The sequence below is a fragment of the Methylorubrum sp. Q1 genome (genome assembly GCF_004683995.1).
In the GTDB taxonomy this organism is placed as follows: domain Bacteria; phylum Pseudomonadota; class Alphaproteobacteria; order Rhizobiales; family Beijerinckiaceae; genus Methylobacterium.
On sequence record NZ_SRHQ01000024.1, the window covers coordinates 51,587 to 73,444 of the forward strand.

A 21,858-nucleotide genomic window follows, 5' to 3' on the forward strand; every position below is an offset into this window, starting at 1 on the left:
CAAGCGCGGAGCCGTCCCCCGCCTCATGAAGTCCAGCGCAAGCGATACAGCAAGCGAGCGAACCCAAGCGCAAAGCCAAGCGTCACGAGCGCCGGCAACGCGACAGGTAGGGAGAAGGGCAGGAAGCTGACTGTCACGAAGCTTCCCCAAGTCCACCACCACGCAATGTTCAACCACAACGTGGGAAAACCATCTCGGCACTCGATGAAGATGATTAGGGCATCGGTGAAGTAACACTTTGCGCCCGGGGGAGGTGGGAAGTAGGGCAGGGCGAAGGACAAGTAGGTGCCCAAGCCGACGACGCCGACCCAGAGCACGAAACAGGCGAGCTGAGCGGCAGTCAGGATCGGACGCTCAGCGAACCTCCGGCGGAGTCTCCATCGCCATCCGCGCTCGACCATCGCAACCTCCTGATTCGAGCCTCGCGCGAGACTACGAGACATCAGGCCTTCACAACCAGAAGGATTGTCCATCTCAAGGACAACCATCCTTAGGCTCCCGCATCATCCCCTCCTTGCGCGGCGGGCACCTTGACCGGCACGGCCACCTCTGCGACCGAGCGGCACGGCTCCTGCCTCACCGGCGGCGGGCCCCGGCATCCCGCAGGAGAGACGCGTGACCACGACGATCGACTCGGACCAGAAGCTCCACCTCGTCTTCGGCGGCGAGCTGGAGGATGTCTCGGGTGTGCGCTTCCGCGACGTGAAGGATCTCGACATCGTCGGCGTCTTTCCCGACTACGCCTCGGCCCAGACCGCGTGGCGCTCGAAGGCGCAGGCCACCGTCGACAATGCGCAGACCCGCTACTTCATCGTCCACCTGCACCGCCTGCTCGAACCGTGATGGGGGCGGGGCAGGGCTTCGCGCCCTGAAGTCCTTCTAACGAAGCCATTGTGAGGGCTGGGCCCCACTGGTATGAGCCGCGCGGCCGGATGCTTGTGCGGTCTCGGACGTAATCGTTTCGCGTAGCGTCCCGCGAATGACTTGCAGAGTGAGCCGAGAGACGCCCGGCATGACGTCGTCCATCAAGATCATCGCCGGCAACGCGAGCCGTCCGCTGGCGGAAGCGATCGCCGGCTACCTCGAATTGCCGCTCGCGAACTGCATGGTCCGGCGCTTCGCCGACATGGAGATCTTCGTCGAGCTGCAGGAGAACGTGCGCGGCGAGGACGTGTTCATCGTCCAATCGACCTCGTTCCCGGCCAACGACCACCTGATGGAATTGCTGATCATGATCGACGCGGCGCGTCGGTCGTCGGCACGGCGCATCACGGCGGTGATCCCCTATTTCGGCTATGCCCGGCAGGATCGGCGCACCTCGGGCCGCACGCCGATCTCGGCCAAGCTCGTCTGCAACCTCATCACCGAGGCCGGCGCCGACCGGGTGCTGACGCTCGATCTCCACGCCGGACAGATCCAGGGCTTCTTCGACATCCCCACCGACAACCTGTTCGCCGCCCCCGTGATGGTGCGCGACATCAAGGAGCGCCTGGCGCCCGGCGAGCGCATGGTGGTGTCGCCCGACGTCGGCGGCGTGGTGCGCGCCCGTGCGCTCGCCAAGCGCATCGACGCATCGCTGGCCATCGTCGACAAGCGCCGCGAGCGGGCGGGCGAATCGGAGGTGATGAACATCATCGGCGACGTCGAGGGCCAGTCCTGCATCCTCGTCGACGACATCGTCGATTCCGGCGGGACGCTGGTGAACGCGGCCGAAGCCCTGCTCAACGCGGGCGCCAAGGAGGTCTCGGCCTACATCACCCACGGGGTGCTGTCGGGCGGCGCGGTCTCGCGCATCGCCGCCTCGCGGATGAAGGAACTCGTCATCACCGACTCGATCCTGCCGACGCAGGCGGTCAAGCTCGCCCGCAACATCCGCGTGATCTCGATCGCGCCGCTGCTCGGCGAAGCGATCGGGCGCACGGCGACGGAATCGAGCGTGTCGAGCCTGTTCACCTGAGCCTGTAGCGGGATTCCAAAGGGATCATCCCTTTGGCGAGATATCCGGGCAGCGCCCCGGTCTTCCTCCAGGGCTCTGCCCTGGACCCGCGAAAGGACTTGTCCTTTCGAAGCCTTCGACCTCAGCGGATCGCGGCGATCTCGAACTCGTGGTCGTTGACCGTCACGGTGTCGCCGACGCCCTTGCCGGTGAGCGCTTGGGCCAGCGGCGCGACGTAGGAGATCGAGCCGGCGGTCGGATCGGCCTCGTCCTCGCCGACGATGCGGAAAGTCTGCCGCGTGTCGTCCTCGCGCAGCACGGTCACCGTCGCGCCGAAACGCACGGTATCGCCCTCCAACGCTTCGACCGGTTCGGCCGAGTTCTTCCGCGCGGTCCAATAGCGCAGATCGCGCGAAACACGGGTGTGGTCGGCCTTGTCCTGCTGCGGCGAGAGGCCGGACAGCTCCGCCTCCAATCGCGCCACCTCGGCTTCGATCTGCGCAAGGCCCTCGGGGGTCACGTAGTTGGTGTGGGAGGAGATGGGCCGATCGGGAAGATCCTCGAAGGCCTCGCCACCTTCCGGCTCACGGACGAATGCTCTGCTCATAAAATATGCAATGCCTAACCCTAGGCTGCGGTTCCACCGATGGCGACGACGGTCCGGCCCCGCACCTGACCGTCGAGCAGGGTTTCGGCAAGGCCGCCCGCTTCTTCCAGGGGAACCGTCCGCGTCATGGCCTTGAGCCGATCACGGTCGAGATCGCGTGCGAGCCGGGCCCAGGCCTCGCGGCGGGGGCCTTGCGGCGTCGTCACGCTGTTGATGCCGAGCAGGGAGACCCCGCGCAGGATGAAGGGAGCGACCGAACTCGGCAGATCCATGCCCCCGGCATTCCCGCAGGCGGCGATGGCACCGCCGCCCTTCGTCATGGACAGGACGTTGGCGAGCACCCGACCGCCGACCGCGTCGATGCCCGCGGCCCAGCGCTCCTTGGCCAGAGGGCGCGGCTCGCCCGCAAGCGCCTCGCGCTCCAGGATCTCGGCCGCGCCGAGACCTTTCAGGTAATCGGCCTCGCCGCTTCGCCCCGTTGCGGCGATGACGTGCCAGCCGGCGCGCTTCAGCAGCGCCACCGCCACCGATCCGACGCCCCCGGAGGCCCCCGTCACCAGCGCCGGCCCGGCCTCGGGGTTCAGTCCATGCCGCTCCAGGGCGAGAACCGAGAGCATCGCCGTGTAACCCGCGGTGCCGATCGCCATCGCCTCGGCCGGGCTCAGGCCCTCGGGCAGCGGCACCAGCCAGTCGCCGCGCACCCGGGCGCGTTCGGCCAGACCGCCGAGATGGGTCTCCCCGACGCCCCAGCCGGTGAGCACCACGGCGTCGCCGACCTTGTAATCGGGATGCGCCGAGGCCTCGACGGTGCCGGCGAAATCGATGCCGGGGATCATGGGGAAGCGGCGGACCACCGGCATCCGGCCGGTCATGGCGAGCCCGTCCTTGTAGTTCAGGCCCGAATGCGAGACCCGCACGGTGACGTCGCCGTCCATCAGGTCGGCCTCGTCGAATGCGCGCAGGGCGAGGCTCTGGCCGGCCTCGCCCTTCTCGATCACCCAGGCCCTGAACGCCGCCATGGTCCGCTCCTCCCGTCTCGCGTCGGGAAGGGAGCTACGGCGAGCCGGCCTCGAATCAAGGCCGCCGAGCAAAGACGACGTGGCAACGGGCCTCAATAGCCGTCGTAGATACTGCCCTGCGAGAAGCCGAGGCCCACCGCCACGTCCGCGGAGGAGGCGCCGGCGATGCCGAGGGCGTCCGGGATCGACCCGACTCCAAGAGGGCCATAGCCGGGGCCATCGCCGGGGCCGGGCCCGAAATCCGGCCCGCCCGCGGGCACCCAGGCAGCGCGGGCGGGCTGCACCAGCACCCGGCGCTGCGTGGTGGTGTAGACCGGCGGCAGGGTGTGCGGGATCGCTTCCGGCGGCCGCACCAGTACGCGGCGGGTCTGCACCGCGTAGCGCGGCGGCGTGGTCACCCAGCAGCCGACGAGTTGGCCGTAGGCATCCATGCGCGTCTCCCAACGGCGCGCTCCGGGGGCGACCAGCACCCGCTCGGACACCGTGTCGTAGATCGGCGGCGTGGTGCGGTAGACGGTGCGCGGCGGCTGGACCAGCACCCGCTCCGCGACCGTATCGTAGACCGGCGGCGTCACGACGCGGCGGTAGCACTCCGCGCTGACACAGCCGCCCCCGGCTTGCGCGGGCGCGGAAAGGGCGATCATCGAGGCGACGGCAAGGGACGGGAACAGGCTCGATCGGGGCAGGGGGATGGCCATGGAACAACCTCGGAACGCGACTTCGATACGATTTCGACGCCGCCGCGAGTCCCGTGCGGGCCTCAGCGTGGCATAACATTCGACGTACAGAGTGCGGCCAAGGTTGCCTGCCGGACAAGCTCGATTGTCAAATACAGTAAAATTAACCAATGACTAAGACTACGCAGATCTAAACATCGGGCTTCGACTTCAAAATCCAGCCGACCGGCGGGATCGCGCCGGATCGGAGACGGCGGCGGGGGCGTTGCCGAAAAACCCTTCGCGCCGCGCAGGGGAGGGCGGGCGGCAGGGCGCGCTTGTCAGCCCATCGGCCAAGGGCTAGAGCGCTTCCAAATCGGGCGGCGGCGGCGGCGTCCGGAACGCGTGAAACCGCCGCACGAGGGGATCGCATCCGCGAGCGGGTGACGGGCCGGTGAGGAGCGCGCCCGACCCCGCCCAGGCAAGCCCCCACCCAGGCACGCGGATTTAAGGACCGAACGGCCCATGACCTACGTCGTCACCGACAACTGCATCAAGTGCAAGTACATGGACTGCGTCGAGGTGTGCCCCGTGGATTGCTTCTACGAGGGCGAGAACATGCTCGTCATCCATCCCGACGAATGCATCGATTGCGGCGTCTGCGAACCGGAATGCCCCGCCGAGGCGATCAAGCCCGACACCGAGGGCGATCTGGAAAGCTGGCTGAAGCTCAACGCCGACTACGCCAAGACCTGGCCCAACATCACCCAGAAGAAGGACGCACCCTCCGACGCCAAGCAATGGGATGGCGTGAGCGGCAAGCTGGAGGCCCATTTCTCGCCCAATCCCGGCTCCGGCGACTGAGACCCTCCGCCCTGCGCTCACAGGCAGCACGGTGGGGCAGGCCCTGGAAACGCGGCGGCCTCTCGTCGCAGGCGGTTCATCCGGGGCCATGATCCGAACGCATCACAGCCTCCCTCGAAAGATCCACCGGAAGTCCCGGCGACGCTCTTTTCGAGCCGCGAAAAACCTTCGATCCTCCCCTGCGGAGATGCGCTCGCGCGCCGGCAATCCTTTGATTCGCCGGCCCGTTCGTGTTACATAAGGGCTCGCCGTCGCTCACGCCCGATGCGCCCCCTCCTGATCGCCCTCAAAGCGAGTTCCGTCTTCCTGGAAAAGAGGTTGGCTGCGATCGACCGCCGGAAGCATCTCGCTCCCGGTGGGTGCCTTCGTGTGGTGTGAGCAACGCGAGACCCGGGAACCGGCCAGCGCCTTGACGGCGCGCCGTCGGACAGAGGTATGCGCCGGGTGTCCCGCCCCGGAGGTGACGAGCGTGCGGGCGTGGACGCGCCCCGCGTGGATGACAGTGGAGGCTCATTCCGCATGACCACAGCCAAGAAGACGACGGTAGCAGGCCGCCAAGGCTTCAAGACCGGCGAGGCGGTCGTGTATCCGGCGCACGGCGTCGGGCGGATCACCGCGATCGAAGAGCAGGAGATCGCGGGCTACAAACTCGAACTGTTCGTCGTCTCGTTCGAAAAGGACAAGATGGTCCTGCGCGTTCCCACCGCGAAGGCCAACAGCGTCGGCATGCGCAAGCTCGCCGAGCCGGAACTCGTCAAGAAGGCCCTCGACGTGCTGACCGGCCGCGCCCGCATCAAGCGCACGATGTGGTCGCGCCGCGCCCAGGAATACGAGGCCAAGATCAATTCCGGCGACCTGATCTCGGTCACCGAGGTGGTGCGCGACCTCTACCGCTCCGAGGCCCAGCCCGAGCAGTCCTACAGCGAGCGTCAGCTCTACGAAGCCGCCCTGGACCGCGTCGTGCGCGAAATCTCTTCGGTGAACAAGATCACCGAGACCGAAGCGCTCAAGCTGATCGAACAGAGCCTCGCGAAATCGCCGCGCCGCGCCAAGGCCGATGCGGAAGCCGATGCCGAGGGCGAGGACGACGTGCAGGAAGAGGCCGCCTGAGACGGCTTCGGTTGGCGAATCAGATCGCTGCACGATTCGCAAATGCGAACCAGAGGGCCCAGCGCCACGCCGGGCCCTTTTTTCATGCGCCGCCCGTACAGCTCTTGATCCTTTCGTCTCCGACGTTACGCGCCCGCAGGGAACAAGCGTCGCATGGATGTGTTGTGCCTCTGCCACGGATGGCTTGCGCCATCGTCCTGTCCGGCATGTCGCCGACCAACGGGGCCGATGCGCGTCGATCCGAAACGCTCGAACCAAGAATGCTCGAACGAGAGAGGCGGGGATGGCAGAGATCGCGGGGATGCGGCGTCAGTTCATTCGGACAGCGATGGAGGCGCCGTTCCTTGCGAGGGATGAAGAGCGTGGGCTGGCGGTGGCCTGGAAGGAAGCGCGCGACGAGCGTGCCCTGCACCGTCTGATCTCCGCGCATATGCGCCTCGTGATCGCGCTTGCCGGCCGCTTCCGCCATTACGGCTTGCCGATGGCCGACCTCGTCCAAGAGGGCCATGTCGGCCTGATGGAGGCCGCGGCTCGGTTCGAGCCGGAGCGCGAAGTCCGCTTCTCCACCTATGCCACGTGGTGGATCCGCGCCTCGATCCAGGATTACATCCTGCGCAACTGGTCGATCGTGCGCGGCGGAACGAGTTCCGCGCAGAAGGCCCTGTTCTTCAACCTGCGCCGCCTGCGCGCCCGGCTGATGCAATCGACCGAGGAGCAGGTCGGCTCCGAGATCCACGGACGGATCGCCACCGCGATCGGCGTCTCACGCGAGGACGTGGCGCTCATGGATGCGCGCCTGTCGGGCCCGGACATGTCGCTGAACGCCCCGGTCGGTGAGGAGAGCGAGGCGTCCTCCGAGCGCATGGACTTTCTGGTCGACAATGCCGCCCTGCCTGACGAAACGGTCTCGGCCCTGGTCGATGGCGAGCGGCGATTGGTCTGGCTGCGACAGGCCCTGACGGTGCTCTCCGAGCGTGAATTGCGGATCCTGCGGGAAAGGCGCCTCGCCGAGGATCAGGCCACCCTGGAAGCGCTGGGCCATCGCCTCGGCATTTCGAAGGAGCGCGTCCGCCAGATCGAGAACCGCGCCTTGGAAAAGCTGCGTCGGGCACTCGCCGAGAAGTTCCCGCAAGCACCGAGCAGCGTCTACGCCTGATTGATCGAGGCAGATCTGATTAAGGGCGGCACAAATGTGCCGCCCTTTCGCGTTTCAGACTGCGATCGAGAGGAGAGGGCCGACCGCTCGACGGACCGAGCCACCCGTTCCCGCCGTCTCACGGCCTTCGACCTGCCCCCGGCTTGCCGTATCTATACTCCCGACTTGTGCGTAAACCCGCAATCTTCAGCCGCCCCAAAGGGTTTAAGAGCATCTAACAGAACTGCTTGATCTGGTTGCAAATGATGAGGCTGGCAGAAGGGCGGTGAAAGCCTCGTAGATTGCAGCCTGGCCCTCATATCCGATGGGGCGGCGGAAGCAGTTAAACCAAACATCGGAACGCTCCGCACCCCACCGCGACGGCCGAGCTTTTAACCGCTCCTGATACCGTTGTGGGAGGCTGCGCGGCGCGATCCCACGCGCCCGGCATTCCTGTCGGCGTGCCCTGGCATCATAGGCCCTGCCGACGTGCAGTCGATCTGGGCGCCGACGCGACCCTCCGGGTCGGTCGCTGCCGGGTATGCAGGCACGACATCGAGGAGGCGCCATCTGCGGGCCGTCCTGCCGGTTGGCGCCTGTCGGCCTCAGACCGAGCGACGGGCGCACGCGTCGGTGACGAGGTGGCGCTTCGTGCCCGGCTTGCCCCGGTTCGTTGGGCTCGGGCCGCCGGCAGGGTCTCCCCTCGTTGGCCGTGACGGCGGACACTGCCCAGACACGCCCGGCTCCGGTCGATCTCGCCGGCCGCGTGCCAGTCACGCAGACGGCGCCGGCCATTCATGCCGCAGGTAGAGACGCGGACGCGCTTCGGCCCCTGCCAAGCCGGAGGCCTGCCTCGGGCTTGACGCGCCCATCACCGATCGCGGCAGGGGCCGCACAGCGGAGCGTGATGCGACCGCGCAGATGCCAACCGTCGCGGTCATAGCGTCCAGACGCGACAAGGCCTTTGCTCGCAAGGGACGCGGTGTGGCCCGGTTCGGCTATGACGCGACGCCTTCGGGCAAAACGCTGATTTTTAAATACCCATATTTGTCAGAAGCTTACTCCCAAAATTGCCGAATTTCGAGGGTGAAACGCCGTCCTTGCCGCGCAATAAGGGCCACGAAGCGCACCGACCCGCTTGCGACCGCGAAAAGTGCCGGCTATAAGCCCGCTCGTCGGCCCTCGGGGGCCGGCATCGGAGTGTAGCGCAGTCTGGTAGCGCACCACGTTCGGGACGTGGGGGTCGCAGGTTCAAATCCTGCCACTCCGACCAAGAAAGAAGAGAAACGCCCCGCAAGGGCGTTAAGACGTAAAAAGGGCGCCCGTAGCTCAGCTGGATAGAGCACCAGACTACGAATCTGGGGGTCAGAGGTTCGAATCCTTTCGGGCGCGCCATTTACTTCAGGTACTTACCTCCCGTAGCGGGGACGGGGTGCTTACAGAAACTCTCCGAAAGTAAGCATCTGTAAGCGGCGGACGGTTGGCCGCGCGCGATGGCGTTTCCGGTCGTCGCATGTCGGCGGGTCCGTCCATCAGGGCCGGCACGGGTGCTTTCCCGAGCGGCCTTCACAGCGGCGAAGCATCCATCAAAGCCCAACGGCCCGAAGCTCATCGGGACTGATGCCGCACCATCTGCCACTCTTCTCCCGCCATCCAGGGGGAGAATCGAAGGTGCCTCAAAGCTCGCTTCCAGGCGTGAAGATCGTCCGCTCGAAGCTCGCAAGCGGCGAGCGCGCGACGTACTACTATCACCGGGCGACGGGGATGCGGCTGCCGGCCGATCCGAACTCGACCGCGTTCAAGCTCGCCCTCGAAGGGCTGAACCGACAGGTCGAGGCCGACAAGGCACCGCCGGTCGAGGTCCCGACGATCGGCAGCCTGATCCGCCAATATCAGGGTGCGCCGGACTGGAAGGACCTCGCCGCGAGCACGCGCGAGATCGAGCAATTCAACATCAACGCGATCGAGAAGGCGTTCGGCGAAATGCCGCTCGCGGCCGTCGAGCGGAAGGGTGCCCGGTCCGTCTTCCTCGAATGGCGCGACGACATGGCCGAGGACACGCCGCGCGCCGCCGACGCGAAGCTGACCCGGCTCGCCCGAATCCTGAAGTTCGCCTTCGATCGCGAGATCATCGATCGGCACCCGCTGTCGACGTTCAAGCGGGTCTACAAGGTCGACCGCTCGGAAATCCTATGGCTTCCCGAGCACTTCGCCAAGCTCAACGCCACGGCGAGCGAGCCGATCCGGCTCGCGGCCTTCGTGGCGCTCCACACCGGCCAGCGCCGCGGCGATCTGATCGCGCTCCGCTGGTCGCAGTATGACGGCGAGGCGATTCGGCTTCAGCAGTCCAAGACCGGGGCGAAGGTCTTCATCCCTTGCACGGAGGCGTTGAAGGCCGTCCTCAATGCGCTCAGGGCCGCCAGAACGGCCAAGGCTGCGAGAGCGGACCTCGGCGCCCTATCGATCCTGAACTCGGCTGGCGGGCACCCCTGGACGATCGAAGCGTTCAAGCACGCTTGGCGGGCGGCGTTCCTGCAAACCGAGATCGAGGAAGACCTTCACTTCCACGACATCCGCGGGACGGCCGTGACCATGCTCGCCGAGGCGGGATGCACGGTGCCGGAAATCTGCTCGATCACCGGCCACACGCTCGCGAGCGCGACGAAGATTCTTGAACGGTATCTCGCGCGGACGAACGTCCTCGCGAAGAGCGCCATCGCGAAACTTGAGCTTCGGCTTGCCTCGTAAGGCGGGCGGACGGGGCTGGCACCGAATGGGCCGGACGCTCAGCGCCACCCAAACCACTCGCCTACTGAGCACGTACTTCGCATCTTGCGATACGGCCAGACTTCTAGGTTCAAGCCGGAGCCAAGATACCAATCAGGCTCGGTCCGCCGAGAAGCCGCCGAAAAGGCGGCAGCCTGTGGATTAAAATCCAATTAAAATCTCAGAAAAATGCGATAATTCGCTGATAGCAATGCGTTATTCCCGATATCGCACGCCCTACTGTGGCCTACTTGCAATAGGCCACGATCCCCCTATGTTCATTTGCACTCTCGCAGCCCGAAGCCACTGCCTCGGCAGTGGACCCGCCCAAGGCGGCGACCCAATGGGTCTAGGGCTGCGAGACATCAACGTAGCCGGCGATGCCAAATAGTGAAGCGTCCCGAAGCTGCGGTATCTCTCATAACGTCTTTTATGCCTGCCCTCGCGAGCACATGTTCACACAGCGACCGCTTTGCTTGAGATGCATCGGGCGCCTGATCGTGTCCGTTCAGGCGGTAAGCTATGGCACCAATCAACAAATCCACTAGCTGAAGGGCTACCTCAGCATCCGAATCCCTGAAGTGAATTCGTCTAAACGGATAATCTCGACGGTCGCCAGATTTCAGTGCGCCGCGATTGACTATAACCCTCAAGTCTTCAGGCGCATTTTTGGTGCTTCGACGATCTGGATAAACATGAAATAGACACCCGCTGTGCAGCCTCCGAAATTTCATCAGAAGTTGATATATTTCTTTATTAAAACCAGTATCTCGACAGCCCTGGTTGTACTTTCTATCATTCAGCTTATGAGTGTCGACAATCAATGAGTGAAACTCGAATCGATTGATGTCCTTTCGATCGAAGAACGTGTCGACCACTCTCAAATAAGCATCAAGCTTCGATCGGGAGACCTTGACCCACTTCATCTCTCCTTTTGGCAATTCTGGCTGCCTAGCAGCCCATATGCTCTCTGCTAGCCCATCGCAGCTTTCACTAGGCAGTATTATCCCGCCAAGCACCAGATATTTGTGCTTTGTTTGACTCGATTCATCGACATAGATGTTTGAAATCTGCGATGGTTCAGGTGCAACCCGCGGCATTCGTATTTCTTAGTGGCGCCGGAAAGATAAAAGGCTAACCATTCAAATCAGGAAGGAGCAACAAAAAACGCTCCTACCCTGTGGACACGGCCATTTAGCCAATTTTCTCAGCAACATAAATGGCTCGAAGTGGGCGTGATCCGCGCGTCACTCTTACTGATTTACTAATGTGGCTAGGCGCGCAGCGGTTGGGTTGCCGAATCGCCCGCCGGCCGAAGCGAAGCGGCACCCACGAGCTTGGGGCGGGCGGACGATCTTCACGCCTTCCACGGCTTCGGTCCTTTCTTCGCCAACCACGCGGCGAGAGGGTCTTCTTCGACGGAAGGAGGCGCAGCCTTGGCCGGCGCCGTGAGCTTGCCGAGCTTCTTCATGTCCTCAATCGCCGCATCGATATCGACGCGGTCCCATCGAGCGGTTCCGGGCAGCGGGTCCGGCATCATGCCGTCCTTGCGCCAGCGATCGAACCGGGCGGGAGTCACGTCGCAATAGCTCGCTGCGAGGGCCTTCGAGAGCAGGCGTGGCGCCAGGATCACCGCGACCTCGCCGGGCCGGAGAGAAGTCGGCAACGGGGCGACAGTCGGCGGCTTCGGCGTGTAGGCGCGCTCGAAGCGGGGCAGAGGATGCCGATCGAGCAGGCCGGTGGTAACGGCGAACGCCAGGATGCGGGACAGGCACGAGAGCCGAGCATCAGCATCCCGCGGGTGCTCGACGCCACGCTCGGCATGCCAGCCGAGAAGGGCAGCGCGCGCCGGCTCCTGAGCAGCTTCGGCAAGAGTCATGTCTCCGAAGGCCCGCAGGATCGCCGCGATGTGGAATTGATTGGTCTCGCGCGTGCTCGGCTTCAACGAGGTCCAAGCCGGCGCAGCCTGATAGGCGCTCACGAGGTCCCCGATCGTGAGGACGGCGGCAGCCGGCGCCTGATCGGCCTCGGCCTGCCGATCCGCTTCCTCAAGCGCCTGCCGGAACTCCGGCGATCCCGGCTCCCCACGTAGCCGTTGGCCGGTCGCCCGGTGATAAAAATACGCTGCGGTGCTGCCGTCGGCCTGCTTGGTCCGCACGACCTTCACGCCCGGTATCGAGTTCTTCCGCACCGCCGATTCTCCCGCCGCATGGCGCCGGGAGAGTGGCAGGAGTCGCGGCGGCAGTCTCGCTCGCCCTTGCGCCGGCCGCTCCTGCTCATAAGGCGGGGAGCGGCCGGCGTCGCCACTCAGTCGCTCAAAAGCCCGCGCTGCTCCGATTCATGCTGCCGGATCATGTCGGCGAACCTCGCCTCGACCTGACGCTGAACGTGCGCGGGGTTGTCAGCGCCGTGGATATGCCACTCGTTGTGGATGCTGGTATCGCCGCGCGTGCTGATGCTGCCGCCCTGCGGCCGAAGCTCGGCGACGGTCTTCGGCGATGGCGCGATCGAGGGAGAGCGTCCGCCCTCGTCGGCCGGCACCGTCCGACTGCCGATGTCAGCAAGCCGGTTGAGCGTCGAGTTCGTGGAGATGCCGCCGCTCGCGCCGGGCGTGAAGATTTCAGGGCCGCGCTCGCCGACGAGATAGGACAGGCCGCGGGAGACCGGGCCGCCCATCGCCCGAGCGCCAGCCAGGGCCACGGGCTCGGTTTTCGGCACTGCCTTCACAGCCGCCGCGGCAGGCTTGGCTGCCGGGCTCTTCCCGATGCCGTCCCATACTCCGACCTTGTGGTGGGCACGGCCATACCACGCCTTCCAGCCGTGCTTGGCGGCGTGATCGAGCGCATAGTCGACCTGAGCCTTGTAGGTCGACGGGTCGCGCGCGTGGAGCCCGGTCGCCTTCGTGAAGGCGTCGCCGAGGCCGCGCGCTCGGTTGGCGCCGGTCCCGCCCGAGTAGTGAAGCTGGAACGGGCCGTGCGACGTGCCCTGATCGCCGACGACCGGCCGATTCGGGCCGAAGCCGCGCAGTCCCTCGCCGTCGGCCACCGCGAGGGCCGTGTTCGGGTTGATCCCGCGCACAGCCGCCGCCGCCCGGATGTAGGCGACGACCTCGGGGTTCATGTCCCGCTCGTTGAGTTTGCCGGTGAAGGCGCGGCCGTTGCCCTTGCCAGGGCCAACGAGCGACCGACCGACGCGAGCGGCAGTCGAGGCAGCAGCGCCGCCCGCCCCGCCCTGGCCGCCGAGGCTGATGTTTCCCGCGCCGACGGTAGCGAGGACCGCCTTCAGCCGCTCGGCCGCCGCCGTCGCCGCGTCGATCGAGGACGTATCGACGACCGGCTTGCGAGTGGCATCGAGCGCGGCGTGAAGCTGGGCGCCGGCCGCCTTCGCCGTCTTACCCGCTTCCTCGATCGCCGTCGCATCAACGCCGACCGTCAGGCCATTGGCGCCCGTGGCTCGGCCGCCTGCCTTCGAGAGCGAGTTGAGGACACCGTTCGTCTCGATTCGGCCCGCCGCGCTCGGCACGAAGATTTCCGGGCCGCGCTCGCCCACGAGATAGGGTTGCCCGCCACGGACCGGACCGCCGAGCGCGCGGGCTTCCAGCTTTGTGCCGGGCACCGCGGCCTGCGGCTTCGCTGCCTCAGCCGCCGAGCCGCCGAAACCGAGATTTTTCTTCGCCGCCTCCCATGCGCCCGAGACCGCACCCTTCAGCGCCTCCGCAAGCGCGCCGGCCGCTCCGGTGATGCCAGAGGCGATCTTGTCAACGAGCGCCTTGCCAGCCGCGGCCCACTCGAAGTTCACGAGCGCGTCATAGCCCTGCTTGGCGAGCGCGCCGATCTTCTCCGGTAGGCCGGTGAGGGCGGTCACGATCGCGCCCGCCGCCGCGCCCGCCGCGGTGCCCCAAGACGCCCACTTCTTGCCCGTCTCGTCGATCGGCCCGAGCAGGTTGTTGACCCACTGCCACGCCTGCTTGAGCCACCCGACGATAGTCGTGATGTTCTGCGACGCCTCCGGTCCGAGCGCCTTCATGAAGGCGTCGCCGAATGACGTGAAGAAGGTCCCGATCCCGCCGAGGTTGTTGTAGACCCACAGGCCGAGGGCCGCGAGCGCGGTCGTCACGGCCGCGACCGCAATGCCGATCGGCGAGAAGAGCGCCGCAATCCCGACGAGTGCGCCCTTCAGCATCACGAGCGGAAGCGCCAGGATCGCGCGACCGAGCATTGCAACCGAGCCGGCCAGGGCCGCCAGGACGGCCCGAGAGCCGCCGACGGCGCCGAGCGCGATGATCCCCGCCGCAAGCGCACGAAGGCGCCCCACGGCCGCCAGCGTCGACGCCACGGCGATGGCCTTGATGCCGGACGCCACGGCGACGAGCCGGGTCGCCAACCCGAACGTTGCAGCGGTCCCGAGCAACCCGAGTCCTCGCACGAGCAGTCCGGTGACACGGACCGTTGCGCCTGCGGCGATCAGGAACGGGCCGAGGGCTACCGCGCCGATGCCGACCGCAGCCGCGAACTTCAGCATGCCGGGGGTCGACTCCGAGAGGCGCCCAACCCCGCCGGCGAACGCTGAAATGCCTTTCGCGAGCGTCGGGAACGAAGCCCGTCCAAGCGCAACCGAGAGCTTTTCGAGCGCGGCGCTCAATTCGTAGACAGGGCCGACGATGCCCTTCAGCATGATCGCGTAGCGCGATTCGGCGTAGCCTGCGGATTCGGTTTCGACCTGTTTGATCAAGTCCGCAAGGTTCGACTGCATGATTGCCATGTATCTTGAGGCATGTCTGCCTTCCAAGATCGTCGCGATATGCCCGAGACCGATCTTGCCGCTGTTAAAGCGAGTTGTAAGGTCGGTGAAAAACTTGGTTATATCGATTTTTGATCCAGAGACCGTGATCGAGTCCTGAACGCTCTGCGCAATGGTCGAAGCATCAATCGCGCTCCCGGCGCTGTTCATGGCACCCTGAACGAGCTTCGTGATATGTGCGGCCAGCTTCACCGGAGAGCCGACGAGCGCCTTGTTGTTCAGGGCAGCCTCAATCTGCTTCTTGACCGGGCTCCCGTCGATGCCATCGGCCTTAAGACCGGAGAGCACGTTATCGGCCGTCACCTTCCGACCGCCGCTGACATAGTCCCCCAGCTTCATGCCCGCCGCTTCGAGGGCCCCGAGCGCCTTGGGCGGCATCTTCACGAGCCGCACGATCGCGGAGCGGAGCGCCACACCGGCATCGGAACCGACCGACCCGTTCTTTGCCATTGCCATTAGCAAACCGGTGGTGGATTCTAACGAGATGCCGCCAGCGGACGCCGCGCCGCCGACGTATCGATACGCTTCGCCCATGTCCTTCAGGGAGGCCGTGGTTCGCACCGCAGCGAAGGTCATCTGATCGGAGACGCGCTGCGAAGAGCGCATGGCCTCTTCGTAGGTCTTCATCGGAAGCTGGAACGAGTTGATCGTTCGCGCCATCATGTTGCCGACCTCGGCCGGCGCCATGTCGCCGAGCACGGCAGTCTTCAGCGTTTGATCGAGCGCCCCCTTCATCTGCTCGAAGCTGAAGCCGCCCTTCAGCATCTCGTTTCCGGTATTGATGATACCAGTCAAGGTTTGCGGATACTTCTTGTTCAGTTCATTGGCGAATGACTCGAATTCCTTCCGCTGTGCGGAAGTGACATCGCCCAGCGCTTCGAGCGCATTGCCCGCCTTTTCGAACTCGAAGGCCATCCTACCAGCGCCGAAGGCAAGCAGGCCGGTGGGGGCAGAGATGCGCGAGGTCGCGGTTCGCCCGGCCTCGCCGATCCGTTTGCCGGCCGTGTCGAGGCTCTGAGCCGCGCGCGCGAAAGTGCCAGACGTGCCGGCGTTGACTGCCGCCATGCGCCGGCCGATGCGGGCAAGAATCCCCTCGGCCTTCGCAGCCGCGTCCGGCAAGCTGTTGTTGAGCTTACCGCCGATCTCGACGAAGACGCTGAACTTTTTTGACACAGCGCTACTCCGGCCAGTGCTGTTCGAGGTAGTCGTTGACCTTCTTTTTATCCTCCGGCACCAAAGCAACCAGAAGCTTCCGGTTGCCGCCGGTGACGCGCAGGATAAGCTCTCTTCCGCGTGCGTATGGCGTCACGTAGGCCAACCCAACGGAAGCGATATCGAGGTTCGTCGGCGGCCGGATCGGGATCGAAGTGTGCAACACGCCTTCGATCAGGAGCGGCTTGGAGAGCGTGATTTGCGTCGGCGCGTTCATTGGGCAGTCCTCGGCCAGAAAGCCGCGGCATCGATCCGGGCGGCGGGCAAGCTCAGGCCGTAGGTTGGCGGCAGCAGCGTCCGCCCTCTCGGCCGCCTCCAATCTTTCGGCTCGCGAGCGCTGTCATCCTCGGTGCGAAAGCGCGCCGTGGAGTCGATGACAAGCTCGGGATGCGAGCCGGCCGGGTCGGCCTTCCGAGCCCGCGCGATGGCTTCGTTGGTCTCGGCGACCTCCGTCTCGATCGCCTGAAGCGCCGCGGCGATCTCGGCAACCTCCTCCGCCCTGGCCTCGTATCTGGCGATCAGAGGCATGTGCTCAGTATCAACCCGCTTCTGAGCGGCAGCAGCACGGGCGCGGAGGGCTTCAGCGTCGGCCCGCGCCTGAGCGGTGGCCTCTTCCTTGGCCGCGTGCTCCCGAACGGTTTCGAGATGCGCGATCTGCGCCCGGAGCCGGACTTCGGCACGTAGGGCCGTGGCGAGTTCAGCGTCCGCAGCGGCGTGCTCGTCGTCGCTCATATCGGCAACGTTGCCGAGCGCTGCCCTGGCGCTCGCGATCCGTGTCGAGGCAGATGGAAGCTGCGCTCCAAGATCAGCGATAGCCGCGGCCACCATCGCGACGGTCGGCGTCTTGCCGTCAAAGAGATCGGTGAGGAACGACATAGCTCTCTCGGTTGGAAATCGGACGGATATAGGGGGGGGAAGACAGGGGCTTTGCCCCCGATCATCACTTCGGCATCGGCCAGAAGGCCGGGGCGTCGAGCCGAGCGCCGGGAAGTCGCAAGCCGTAGGTCGGGCAGGGCGTAGCGCGACCCTTGTGCGTCTCGCCCTTGATGACTCGTTTGACTTTCCTCAGTTGTCTAGTGCCGTTTACCGGAATACGCTTTCCATCCTCGCCGATTCTGAAAACACTTGCGGGGCTATATCCAGAATCGTGATCGTAATCATACCAGACCTCGTCGATCACTTCACGATCTGGCTCGACGACATCGGGGATCATTCGAAACTTTGCCGTAGGACCCACGACCGGATCAGGGTGCGCGCCCTCGGGTTCCACCCGCCGAGCCAGAGCAATCGCCCGGTTCGCCTGCTCGACCTCGACCTCGATCGCCCGAAGCTCTCCCGCGATCTCGACGATCTCGCGAGCCTTGGCCTCGTAACGCTCGATCAGGGGCAGGTGGTCGCGATCGACACGCTTTTGAGCGGTAGCGGCGCGGTCTCGGAGGGCAGCCGCCGCCTCGGCCTTGGCCGCCACGGCATGTGCGGCGCGAAGCTGCTCGATCTGTGCAGCAAGGCGGGCTTCCTCGCGCCGGGCGGTGGCGACTTCAGCTTCGGCAGCAGCGTGCTCCTCGTCGTTCAGGTCAGCGAGGTTCTTCAGCTTGGACTGAGCGTCGGCGATCCGGCCGGGGAGGGCCTGAAGCTGCACTTCGAGATCAGTAATGGCAGAAGCGGCCGTTGCCACGGTCGGCTTTTTGCGGCCGAAGACGGTGCTGAGAAAGGAGGGCATGGGACGAACTCAGTTGAGGAGGCCGAGGGCGAGGGCGCGAGCATCAAGCACGGCCTGCGCGGCACCTTCGGGGGTGGCGGGATAGGTTTTGGGCGATTGGGGAGCCGCGTGGCCGCCGGCCGTAAGGATCGCCGCCACAGCAGCGTCCACATCAGCATCAGGCGCGGCCGGGCTGCCAGCTGCCGCCGCAAGGCGGGCTTGGCGGCTCGCCTCTCGGCTGTCCGCGTTCGACTTCACGAAGGCGTCGAAAACTGCTCGATCTGAATAAGCCATTGTTGCCCCCTCACCGACCGGCGGGGAGGTCGAAGCCGGGGCGAAGCTCGGCCGGCGCCGAGACGCCGATGCCATTCATGAACTGCGCGACCTCGTCGGGGTGGTAGCGAACGGTGCGATAGCCGAGGCGCATCGGCTTCGGTCCATTGCCTTCGCGCTCAAGGCGTTGCACCGTCCGTGCGCTGACGCCGAGCATTCGGGATAGGTCATCCCTTGTCAGGCAACGCTCGTGCTGGGACCTCATGTGCCGGTATCCTCGTCTCCAATGACGACGATACTTGCGCCATTCGCGACAGATGTCGGGGGTGTTTTGATCGCCCTGTGGTCCAATCCAACGAGCTTACTGGGTCAGTTGGCGGCACACCCTGCCACCTATCAAGAATCGAAATTTGGACTTAAACACCGGATCACAGCGATCGATTCAGGCGCATTCGGCATGACCTCGACTCATAACATCGACAAATTGGAAGGCGCTCGCCGACTAATAGAAACTGCTATAGATCTATTTTTTGATAACAAAGATAGTCTATCTGTTCACAACCTCGCATATTCTGCATTCAAGGTACTGTTCGATCTATACCCGCACAAAAGTGGTGACGGGTTTTCGAAACAGATTGACGAATTGATTGGTCGCGAAGGCTGGAAATCAATGTCCGGCATAGCCAATTTCCTTAAACATGCCGACAAAGACCCGGACGCTCTTCTTCAATCACATCATCCCATTCAAGGCATGATAATAATAGTTTTTGCGGTCATACTTTTTAGGAGAATCTCTGGAGATTTGAGCCTAAAAATGAAGGCGTTCGACTACTGGACGGATGAACTAGCTTATGACGAAATAGGCATAAAAGAGGTCGACGAGAACGCCGAGCGTGCAGCCCTGTTCAAGCAGATCCGCGACAACATAAAATCTCTGCCATTCGATCATCAGATAGCAATTGGCAAAAAGATGTACAAAGATTTCATGGAAACGTTTGAACGTGCCACTCGAATGATTGAAAAGGGGCAGTCGAAAGGCTTGAGTTTCACTCAGATATTGGACGAACATTTAGGAACATCGAGAATGTGAAGTAAAAATATTTTATTCACTGAGCATAATTGGGGCGGAAAACGCTGTTGAAAAGCTTCACCTCCGCCGACATGATTGCTGATCACTCGCCTTCGCCTAGAGCTAACCGACGGGCTTTGAGCATGGCGAGAACAGCATACTCGGTCTCGATTTTCTCGATCTCGGCCGCGGAAAGCTGACGCGGTGCCGGCACGACAGGCAGCGTTACCGCCACCTTCGGAGCCGGCGCCGGCAAGCTCGCACGAGGCGGCTGCGGTCGAGAGGACCGGGGCACAAGCGGCTTCGACGACGCGAGGTCGGCGAGCACCGACTCGAAGGTGCCGAGGCCGTCGGCCATGCCTGCGGCGACCGCCGCGGCGCCGATCAACACATCGCCCCGGCCGAAGCCGTCGAGGACCTGAGCCGCCGAGACGCCGCGATTGTCGGCCACGGCGTCGACGAAGACCTGAGCCAGCGCGTCGACACGCGCTTTGATCCTGGCGTTACCGTCTTCGGTCGCCGGGTCGTTGACCTTGAAAGGGGACTGCGAGGACACGAAGTCGAAGCGGCGCACGCCGGAGCGCGCATCCCGGTCGCGCGTGTCCGCTATGCTCATACGCACGCCGATCGAGCCGAGCGCCGCGCTCGGGCCGCAGATGATCCGATCGCAGGCCGAGGCGATCCAGTAGGCCGCCGAGGCGCCCACGTCGGCCACGTAAGCGACGATCGGCTTCCGGCCGCGTACGTCCGCCACGGCCGCCGCGAACTCGGCGCAGCCGGCCGCCTCGCCGCCGGGAGAGTCGATCGCGAGCAGGATCGCACGAACGCCAGGATTGCCGACAGCGGTCGCGAGGTCGCGCCGGAGCACATCGTAGGAGGTCGCTCCGCAATGTTCCGTCATGAGGCTGGCACGCTTGAACAACGGCCCCTCGACCCGCAGGATCGCGACGCCATTTCGCACCGTGGCGCGCTCACCCCGTTCCAGGGCTTCAGCCCTGTAGGCTTCGAGCGCTTGCGGGGTGATCGGGTGCTCGCGCGCGGCGATCTCGAAGAGCCGCGTCAGGGCGATCTCTTCCATCGCCCACGCGAAGCCGATCGCCGCATCCAACACGATCGTCATCGTCATTTCCTTTTCGTATCGCGGGGGGCGGGCTCGCGTCGCTCGGCCGGCTCTGGCTTCACGCCGAGGACCGGCGGTTCCAGGCGGACCGCGACGCGAGCGGCGTGCTCGCGGGACCGTTGCTCGGTCTTGGCCTTCCAGTCGCCGCCGGTCCGCTTCAGCGTGACCTCTTCGAGCGTGGTCGCGCCGAGGTCGATGCCGGCCTTGTCGCCTTCCCATTCCTTAACGGGATCGAGCACGAGGCCGGTCGGAGGAATCCAGTTGGTGCCGAGCCACGCGGCCCGCCGCGCGGGGCTCTCGAAGAAGCCCGGCGCCTCGATCAGGCCGGAGAGGATCGCCGTCGAGACGAACCACTCGTAAACCGGATCGCAAAGGTCGCTGACGATCCAGTCCCGGCGCTCGGCGAAGAACTTCGTCGCGATCTCGATCGCCGCCCTCGACGCCGTGTAAGACGCCGTGAAGTGCATGATAAGCAGTTCGTAGGGGATGCCGAGCGCGACGCCGATCTGACGCACGATCGCCGAGAAGAAGGCGTCGAAGTTGCTGTTCGAACGACCGGGGTTGGCCGTCACGACATCCTCGTCGGAACCGATGCTCATGACCGAGCCCGGCCCCATCACGACTTCGTCGGCGCCGGTCGACATGCCCGGCACACTTTCTCCGCTCGGGAGCGACGAGTTGTCATTCGTCTTCAGGAAGACCGTGAAGAAGCTCGACACGACCGCGGCCATGATCTCGGCTTCGGAATAGCGGTCAAGTTGCTTCAAAATCTCGATGATCGGCGCAAGCTCAGGAACGCCGCGCGTCTGGTACGGCCGGTGCTTCTGGTAGACGTGGAGCGCCATGCGCTCGCCGGAGTTCTTGCCGTAAGCCTGAACTTCCGTGTAATCGAACGCCGTTTGCGAGACGAAGTCGCCTGGATGATCGTGAAGCACGTAGAATGCCACGGCCATTCCGTCGTCGTCGACGCGCACGCCGGAGCGAACGTCGGGGTCGGCCTGCTTGTCGGTCGGCGTCGCGATCCGGTCCGCCTCGATCACGGACAGCGCCAGCGGCACCACGGCGGCGGTCTTCGGCTTGCGGCGCAGAATCAGGCAGTCGCCGCTGTCCCACACCGCGTCGAAGATAAGACCCTGAAGCTGGTAGAAATTCTGCTTCATGGACACGTCGCACGACTTCGAGCGCGCCCACAGGTCGAATAGGGTCTCGGTCTTCCTCTCCCACGCGTTCGCCTGCTCGACCGACAGCCCGAGGATATCGCGGTTGATCGTGGAGCGGACAGCCAGGCCGGCGCCGACAGTGTGCGCGCGCCCCGTCCGACCGGCGCCCGCCGCGATAGGATTGTTGCGCCGGAGGTCGCGCGAGCGTGCCCGCAGGGCGGGAAGGTCGCCGAGAGCGTCCGCGTCAGCCGAGCCGGCAAACGTCCGCCACGCCTTCAGGGCGGTCTTGTTCGACTTCGCCCCGGCATACTGCCCGGCGAAGGTCATTGCTACGCGGGCGCGGTAGCGCCGGGCGGCGTATTCCGGCGCGACCGCCATGATCGTGCGATCGAGCAGCGTCGGGGTCGGCAGGGTGAGGGGGGCGGGCGGCAT

20 protein-coding genes and 2 tRNA genes are annotated in these 21,858 nt (G+C 64.9%); 9 read left to right on the forward strand and 13 right to left on the reverse strand.

Annotated features, from left to right (window positions below; translation table 11 throughout):
- Window positions 1–23: 23 nt before the first annotated feature.
- Window positions 24–488, reverse strand: coding sequence for a hypothetical protein (locus tag E4V01_RS20305; protein WP_135299585.1), 465 nt, complete (start codon window positions 486–488; stop codon window positions 24–26).
- A 127-nt stretch (window positions 489–615) separates the two neighbouring features.
- Between E4V01_RS20305 and E4V01_RS20310 the strand changes: the two genes are divergently transcribed.
- Entirely contained in the window at window positions 616–843 is a 228-nt protein-coding gene (locus E4V01_RS20310; RefSeq protein WP_003599504.1) for a DUF4170 domain-containing protein, read from the forward strand.
- A 169-nt stretch (window positions 844–1,012) separates the two neighbouring features.
- Complete coding sequence (locus E4V01_RS20315) at window positions 1,013–1,957, forward strand: ribose-phosphate pyrophosphokinase (protein ID WP_003599505.1); 945 nt, start codon at window positions 1,013–1,015, stop codon at window positions 1,955–1,957.
- 121 nt (window positions 1,958–2,078) lie between these two features.
- On the opposite strand, the gene greA is transcribed toward E4V01_RS20315, so the two are convergent.
- The 3 genes from greA to E4V01_RS20330 all read right to left on the reverse strand — a co-directional run bounded on the left by greA (window position 2,079) and on the right by E4V01_RS20330 (window position 4,260).
- Window positions 2,079–2,543 (reverse strand): transcription elongation factor GreA, encoded by a 465-nt coding sequence (gene greA / locus E4V01_RS20320; RefSeq protein WP_135299586.1) that lies wholly within the window; start codon window positions 2,541–2,543, stop codon window positions 2,079–2,081.
- A gap of 20 nt (window positions 2,544–2,563) precedes the next feature.
- A complete protein-coding gene (locus tag E4V01_RS20325) occupies window positions 2,564–3,562 on the reverse strand; it encodes an MDR family oxidoreductase (protein WP_135299587.1) in 999 nt (332 codons plus the stop codon).
- 92 nt (window positions 3,563–3,654) lie between these two features.
- Window positions 3,655–4,260 carry a hypothetical protein gene (locus E4V01_RS20330; RefSeq protein WP_060771134.1) on the reverse strand — a complete coding sequence of 202 codons (606 nt, stop codon included), beginning with the start codon at window positions 4,258–4,260 and terminating at the stop codon, window positions 3,655–3,657.
- A gap of 483 nt (window positions 4,261–4,743) precedes the next feature.
- On the opposite strand from E4V01_RS20330, the gene fdxA reads away from it, so the two are divergent.
- The 6 genes from fdxA (at window position 4,744) to E4V01_RS20360 (ending at window position 10,075) form a co-directional block, all read left to right on the forward strand.
- Window positions 4,744–5,082, forward strand: coding sequence for a ferredoxin FdxA (fdxA, locus tag E4V01_RS20335; RefSeq protein WP_003599509.1), 339 nt, complete (start codon window positions 4,744–4,746; stop codon window positions 5,080–5,082).
- Between the two features lie 519 nt (window positions 5,083–5,601).
- Window positions 5,602–6,192, forward strand: a complete 591-nt coding sequence (locus E4V01_RS20340) for a CarD family transcriptional regulator (RefSeq protein ID WP_060771135.1) — start codon at window positions 5,602–5,604, stop codon at window positions 6,190–6,192.
- Between the two features lie 283 nt (window positions 6,193–6,475).
- Window positions 6,476–7,348 (forward strand): RNA polymerase factor sigma-32, encoded by an 873-nt coding sequence (locus E4V01_RS20345; protein WP_056201366.1) that lies wholly within the window; start codon window positions 6,476–6,478, stop codon window positions 7,346–7,348.
- Window positions 7,349–8,523: 1,175 nt separating this feature from the next.
- Window positions 8,524–8,600: transfer RNA gene (locus tag E4V01_RS20350), tRNA-Pro, on the forward strand.
- A 45-nt stretch (window positions 8,601–8,645) separates the two neighbouring features.
- Window positions 8,646–8,722: transfer RNA gene (locus E4V01_RS20355), tRNA-Arg, on the forward strand.
- Between the two features lie 276 nt (window positions 8,723–8,998).
- Window positions 8,999–10,075 carry a tyrosine-type recombinase/integrase gene (locus E4V01_RS20360; protein ID WP_245517623.1) on the forward strand — a complete coding sequence of 359 codons (1,077 nt, stop codon included), beginning with the start codon at window positions 8,999–9,001 and terminating at the stop codon, window positions 10,073–10,075.
- Between the two features lie 383 nt (window positions 10,076–10,458).
- Here the strand turns inward: E4V01_RS20360 and E4V01_RS20365 are convergent, their stop codons facing one another.
- The 7 genes from E4V01_RS20365 to E4V01_RS20395 form a co-directional block, all read right to left on the reverse strand.
- Window positions 10,459–11,193, reverse strand: a complete 735-nt coding sequence (locus E4V01_RS20365) for a DUF3800 domain-containing protein (protein WP_135299589.1) — start codon at window positions 11,191–11,193, stop codon at window positions 10,459–10,461.
- Window positions 11,194–11,450: 257 nt separating this feature from the next.
- Window positions 11,451–12,284 (reverse strand): hypothetical protein, encoded by an 834-nt coding sequence (locus tag E4V01_RS20370; protein ID WP_135299590.1) that lies wholly within the window; start codon window positions 12,282–12,284, stop codon window positions 11,451–11,453.
- A 116-nt stretch (window positions 12,285–12,400) separates the two neighbouring features.
- Window positions 12,401–16,066 carry a phage tail tape measure protein gene (locus E4V01_RS20375; protein ID WP_135299591.1) on the reverse strand — a complete coding sequence of 1,222 codons (3,666 nt, stop codon included), beginning with the start codon at window positions 16,064–16,066 and terminating at the stop codon, window positions 12,401–12,403.
- Between the two features lie 4 nt (window positions 16,067–16,070).
- Window positions 16,071–16,322 carry a phage tail assembly protein gene (locus E4V01_RS20380; RefSeq protein WP_135299592.1) on the reverse strand — a complete coding sequence of 84 codons (252 nt, stop codon included), beginning with the start codon at window positions 16,320–16,322 and terminating at the stop codon, window positions 16,071–16,073.
- Window positions 16,319–16,981: a hypothetical protein gene (locus E4V01_RS20385; protein WP_135299593.1), complete on the reverse strand. Its 663-nt coding sequence runs from the start codon at window positions 16,979–16,981 to the stop codon at window positions 16,319–16,321. The genes E4V01_RS20380 and E4V01_RS20385 overlap by 4 nt, the downstream gene beginning before the upstream one ends.
- 64 nt (window positions 16,982–17,045) lie before the next feature.
- Window positions 17,046–17,825, reverse strand: coding sequence for a hypothetical protein (locus E4V01_RS20390; protein ID WP_135299594.1), 780 nt, complete (start codon window positions 17,823–17,825; stop codon window positions 17,046–17,048).
- Window positions 17,826–18,108: 283 nt separating this feature from the next.
- Window positions 18,109–18,342 carry an AlpA family transcriptional regulator gene (locus E4V01_RS20395; RefSeq protein ID WP_135299595.1) on the reverse strand — a complete coding sequence of 78 codons (234 nt, stop codon included), beginning with the start codon at window positions 18,340–18,342 and terminating at the stop codon, window positions 18,109–18,111.
- Between E4V01_RS20395 and E4V01_RS20400 the strand changes: the two genes are divergently transcribed.
- A complete protein-coding gene (locus E4V01_RS20400) occupies window positions 18,328–19,167 on the forward strand; it encodes a hypothetical protein (RefSeq protein ID WP_193763252.1) in 840 nt (279 codons plus the stop codon). The genes E4V01_RS20395 and E4V01_RS20400 overlap by 15 nt on opposite strands.
- Window positions 19,168–19,249: 82 nt before the next feature.
- Here the strand turns inward: E4V01_RS20400 and E4V01_RS20405 are convergent, their stop codons facing one another.
- Together E4V01_RS20405 and E4V01_RS20410 are read right to left on the reverse strand one after the other, a co-directional pair.
- Window positions 19,250–20,272 carry a S49 family peptidase gene (locus E4V01_RS20405; protein WP_135299597.1) on the reverse strand — a complete coding sequence of 341 codons (1,023 nt, stop codon included), beginning with the start codon at window positions 20,270–20,272 and terminating at the stop codon, window positions 19,250–19,252.
- On the reverse strand, window positions 20,269–21,858 hold the full coding sequence (locus E4V01_RS20410; RefSeq protein WP_135299598.1) for a phage portal protein: 1,590 nt from the start codon (window positions 21,856–21,858) through the stop codon (window positions 20,269–20,271). The genes E4V01_RS20405 and E4V01_RS20410 overlap by 4 nt, the downstream gene beginning before the upstream one ends.

Excerpts from the sequence above, each read along its gene's own strand:
- E4V01_RS20345 (WP_056201366.1), top strand. The coding sequence starts at position 6,476 with ATGGCAGAGATCGCGGGGATGCGGCGTCAGTTCATTCGGACAGCGATG.
- E4V01_RS20305 (WP_135299585.1), bottom strand. The coding sequence starts at position 488 with ATGGTTGTCCTTGAGATGGACAATCCTTCTGGTTGTGAAGGCCTGATG.
- fdxA (WP_003599509.1), top strand. The coding sequence starts at position 4,744 with ATGACCTACGTCGTCACCGACAACTGCATCAAGTGCAAGTACATGGAC.
- greA (WP_135299586.1), bottom strand. The coding sequence starts at position 2,543 with ATGAGCAGAGCATTCGTCCGTGAGCCGGAAGGTGGCGAGGCCTTCGAG.
- E4V01_RS20405 (WP_135299597.1), bottom strand. The coding sequence starts at position 20,272 with ATGACGATGACGATCGTGTTGGATGCGGCGATCGGCTTCGCGTGGGCG.
- E4V01_RS20365 (WP_135299589.1), bottom strand. The coding sequence starts at position 11,193 with ATGCCGCGGGTTGCACCTGAACCATCGCAGATTTCAAACATCTATGTC.
- E4V01_RS20315 (WP_003599505.1), top strand. The coding sequence starts at position 1,013 with ATGACGTCGTCCATCAAGATCATCGCCGGCAACGCGAGCCGTCCGCTG.
- E4V01_RS20325 (WP_135299587.1), bottom strand. The coding sequence starts at position 3,562 with ATGGCGGCGTTCAGGGCCTGGGTGATCGAGAAGGGCGAGGCCGGCCAG.
- E4V01_RS20380 (WP_135299592.1), bottom strand. The coding sequence starts at position 16,322 with ATGAACGCGCCGACGCAAATCACGCTCTCCAAGCCGCTCCTGATCGAA.
- E4V01_RS20395 (WP_135299595.1), bottom strand. The coding sequence starts at position 18,342 with ATGAGGTCCCAGCACGAGCGTTGCCTGACAAGGGATGACCTATCCCGA.
- E4V01_RS20330 (WP_060771134.1), bottom strand. The coding sequence starts at position 4,260 with ATGGCCATCCCCCTGCCCCGATCGAGCCTGTTCCCGTCCCTTGCCGTC.
- E4V01_RS20390 (WP_135299594.1), bottom strand. The coding sequence starts at position 17,825 with ATGCCCTCCTTTCTCAGCACCGTCTTCGGCCGCAAAAAGCCGACCGTG.
- E4V01_RS20340 (WP_060771135.1), top strand. The coding sequence starts at position 5,602 with ATGACCACAGCCAAGAAGACGACGGTAGCAGGCCGCCAAGGCTTCAAG.
- E4V01_RS20410 (WP_135299598.1), bottom strand. The coding sequence starts at position 21,858 with ATGCCGCCCGCCCCCCTCACCCTGCCGACCCCGACGCTGCTCGATCGC.
- E4V01_RS20385 (WP_135299593.1), bottom strand. The coding sequence starts at position 16,981 with ATGTCGTTCCTCACCGATCTCTTTGACGGCAAGACGCCGACCGTCGCG.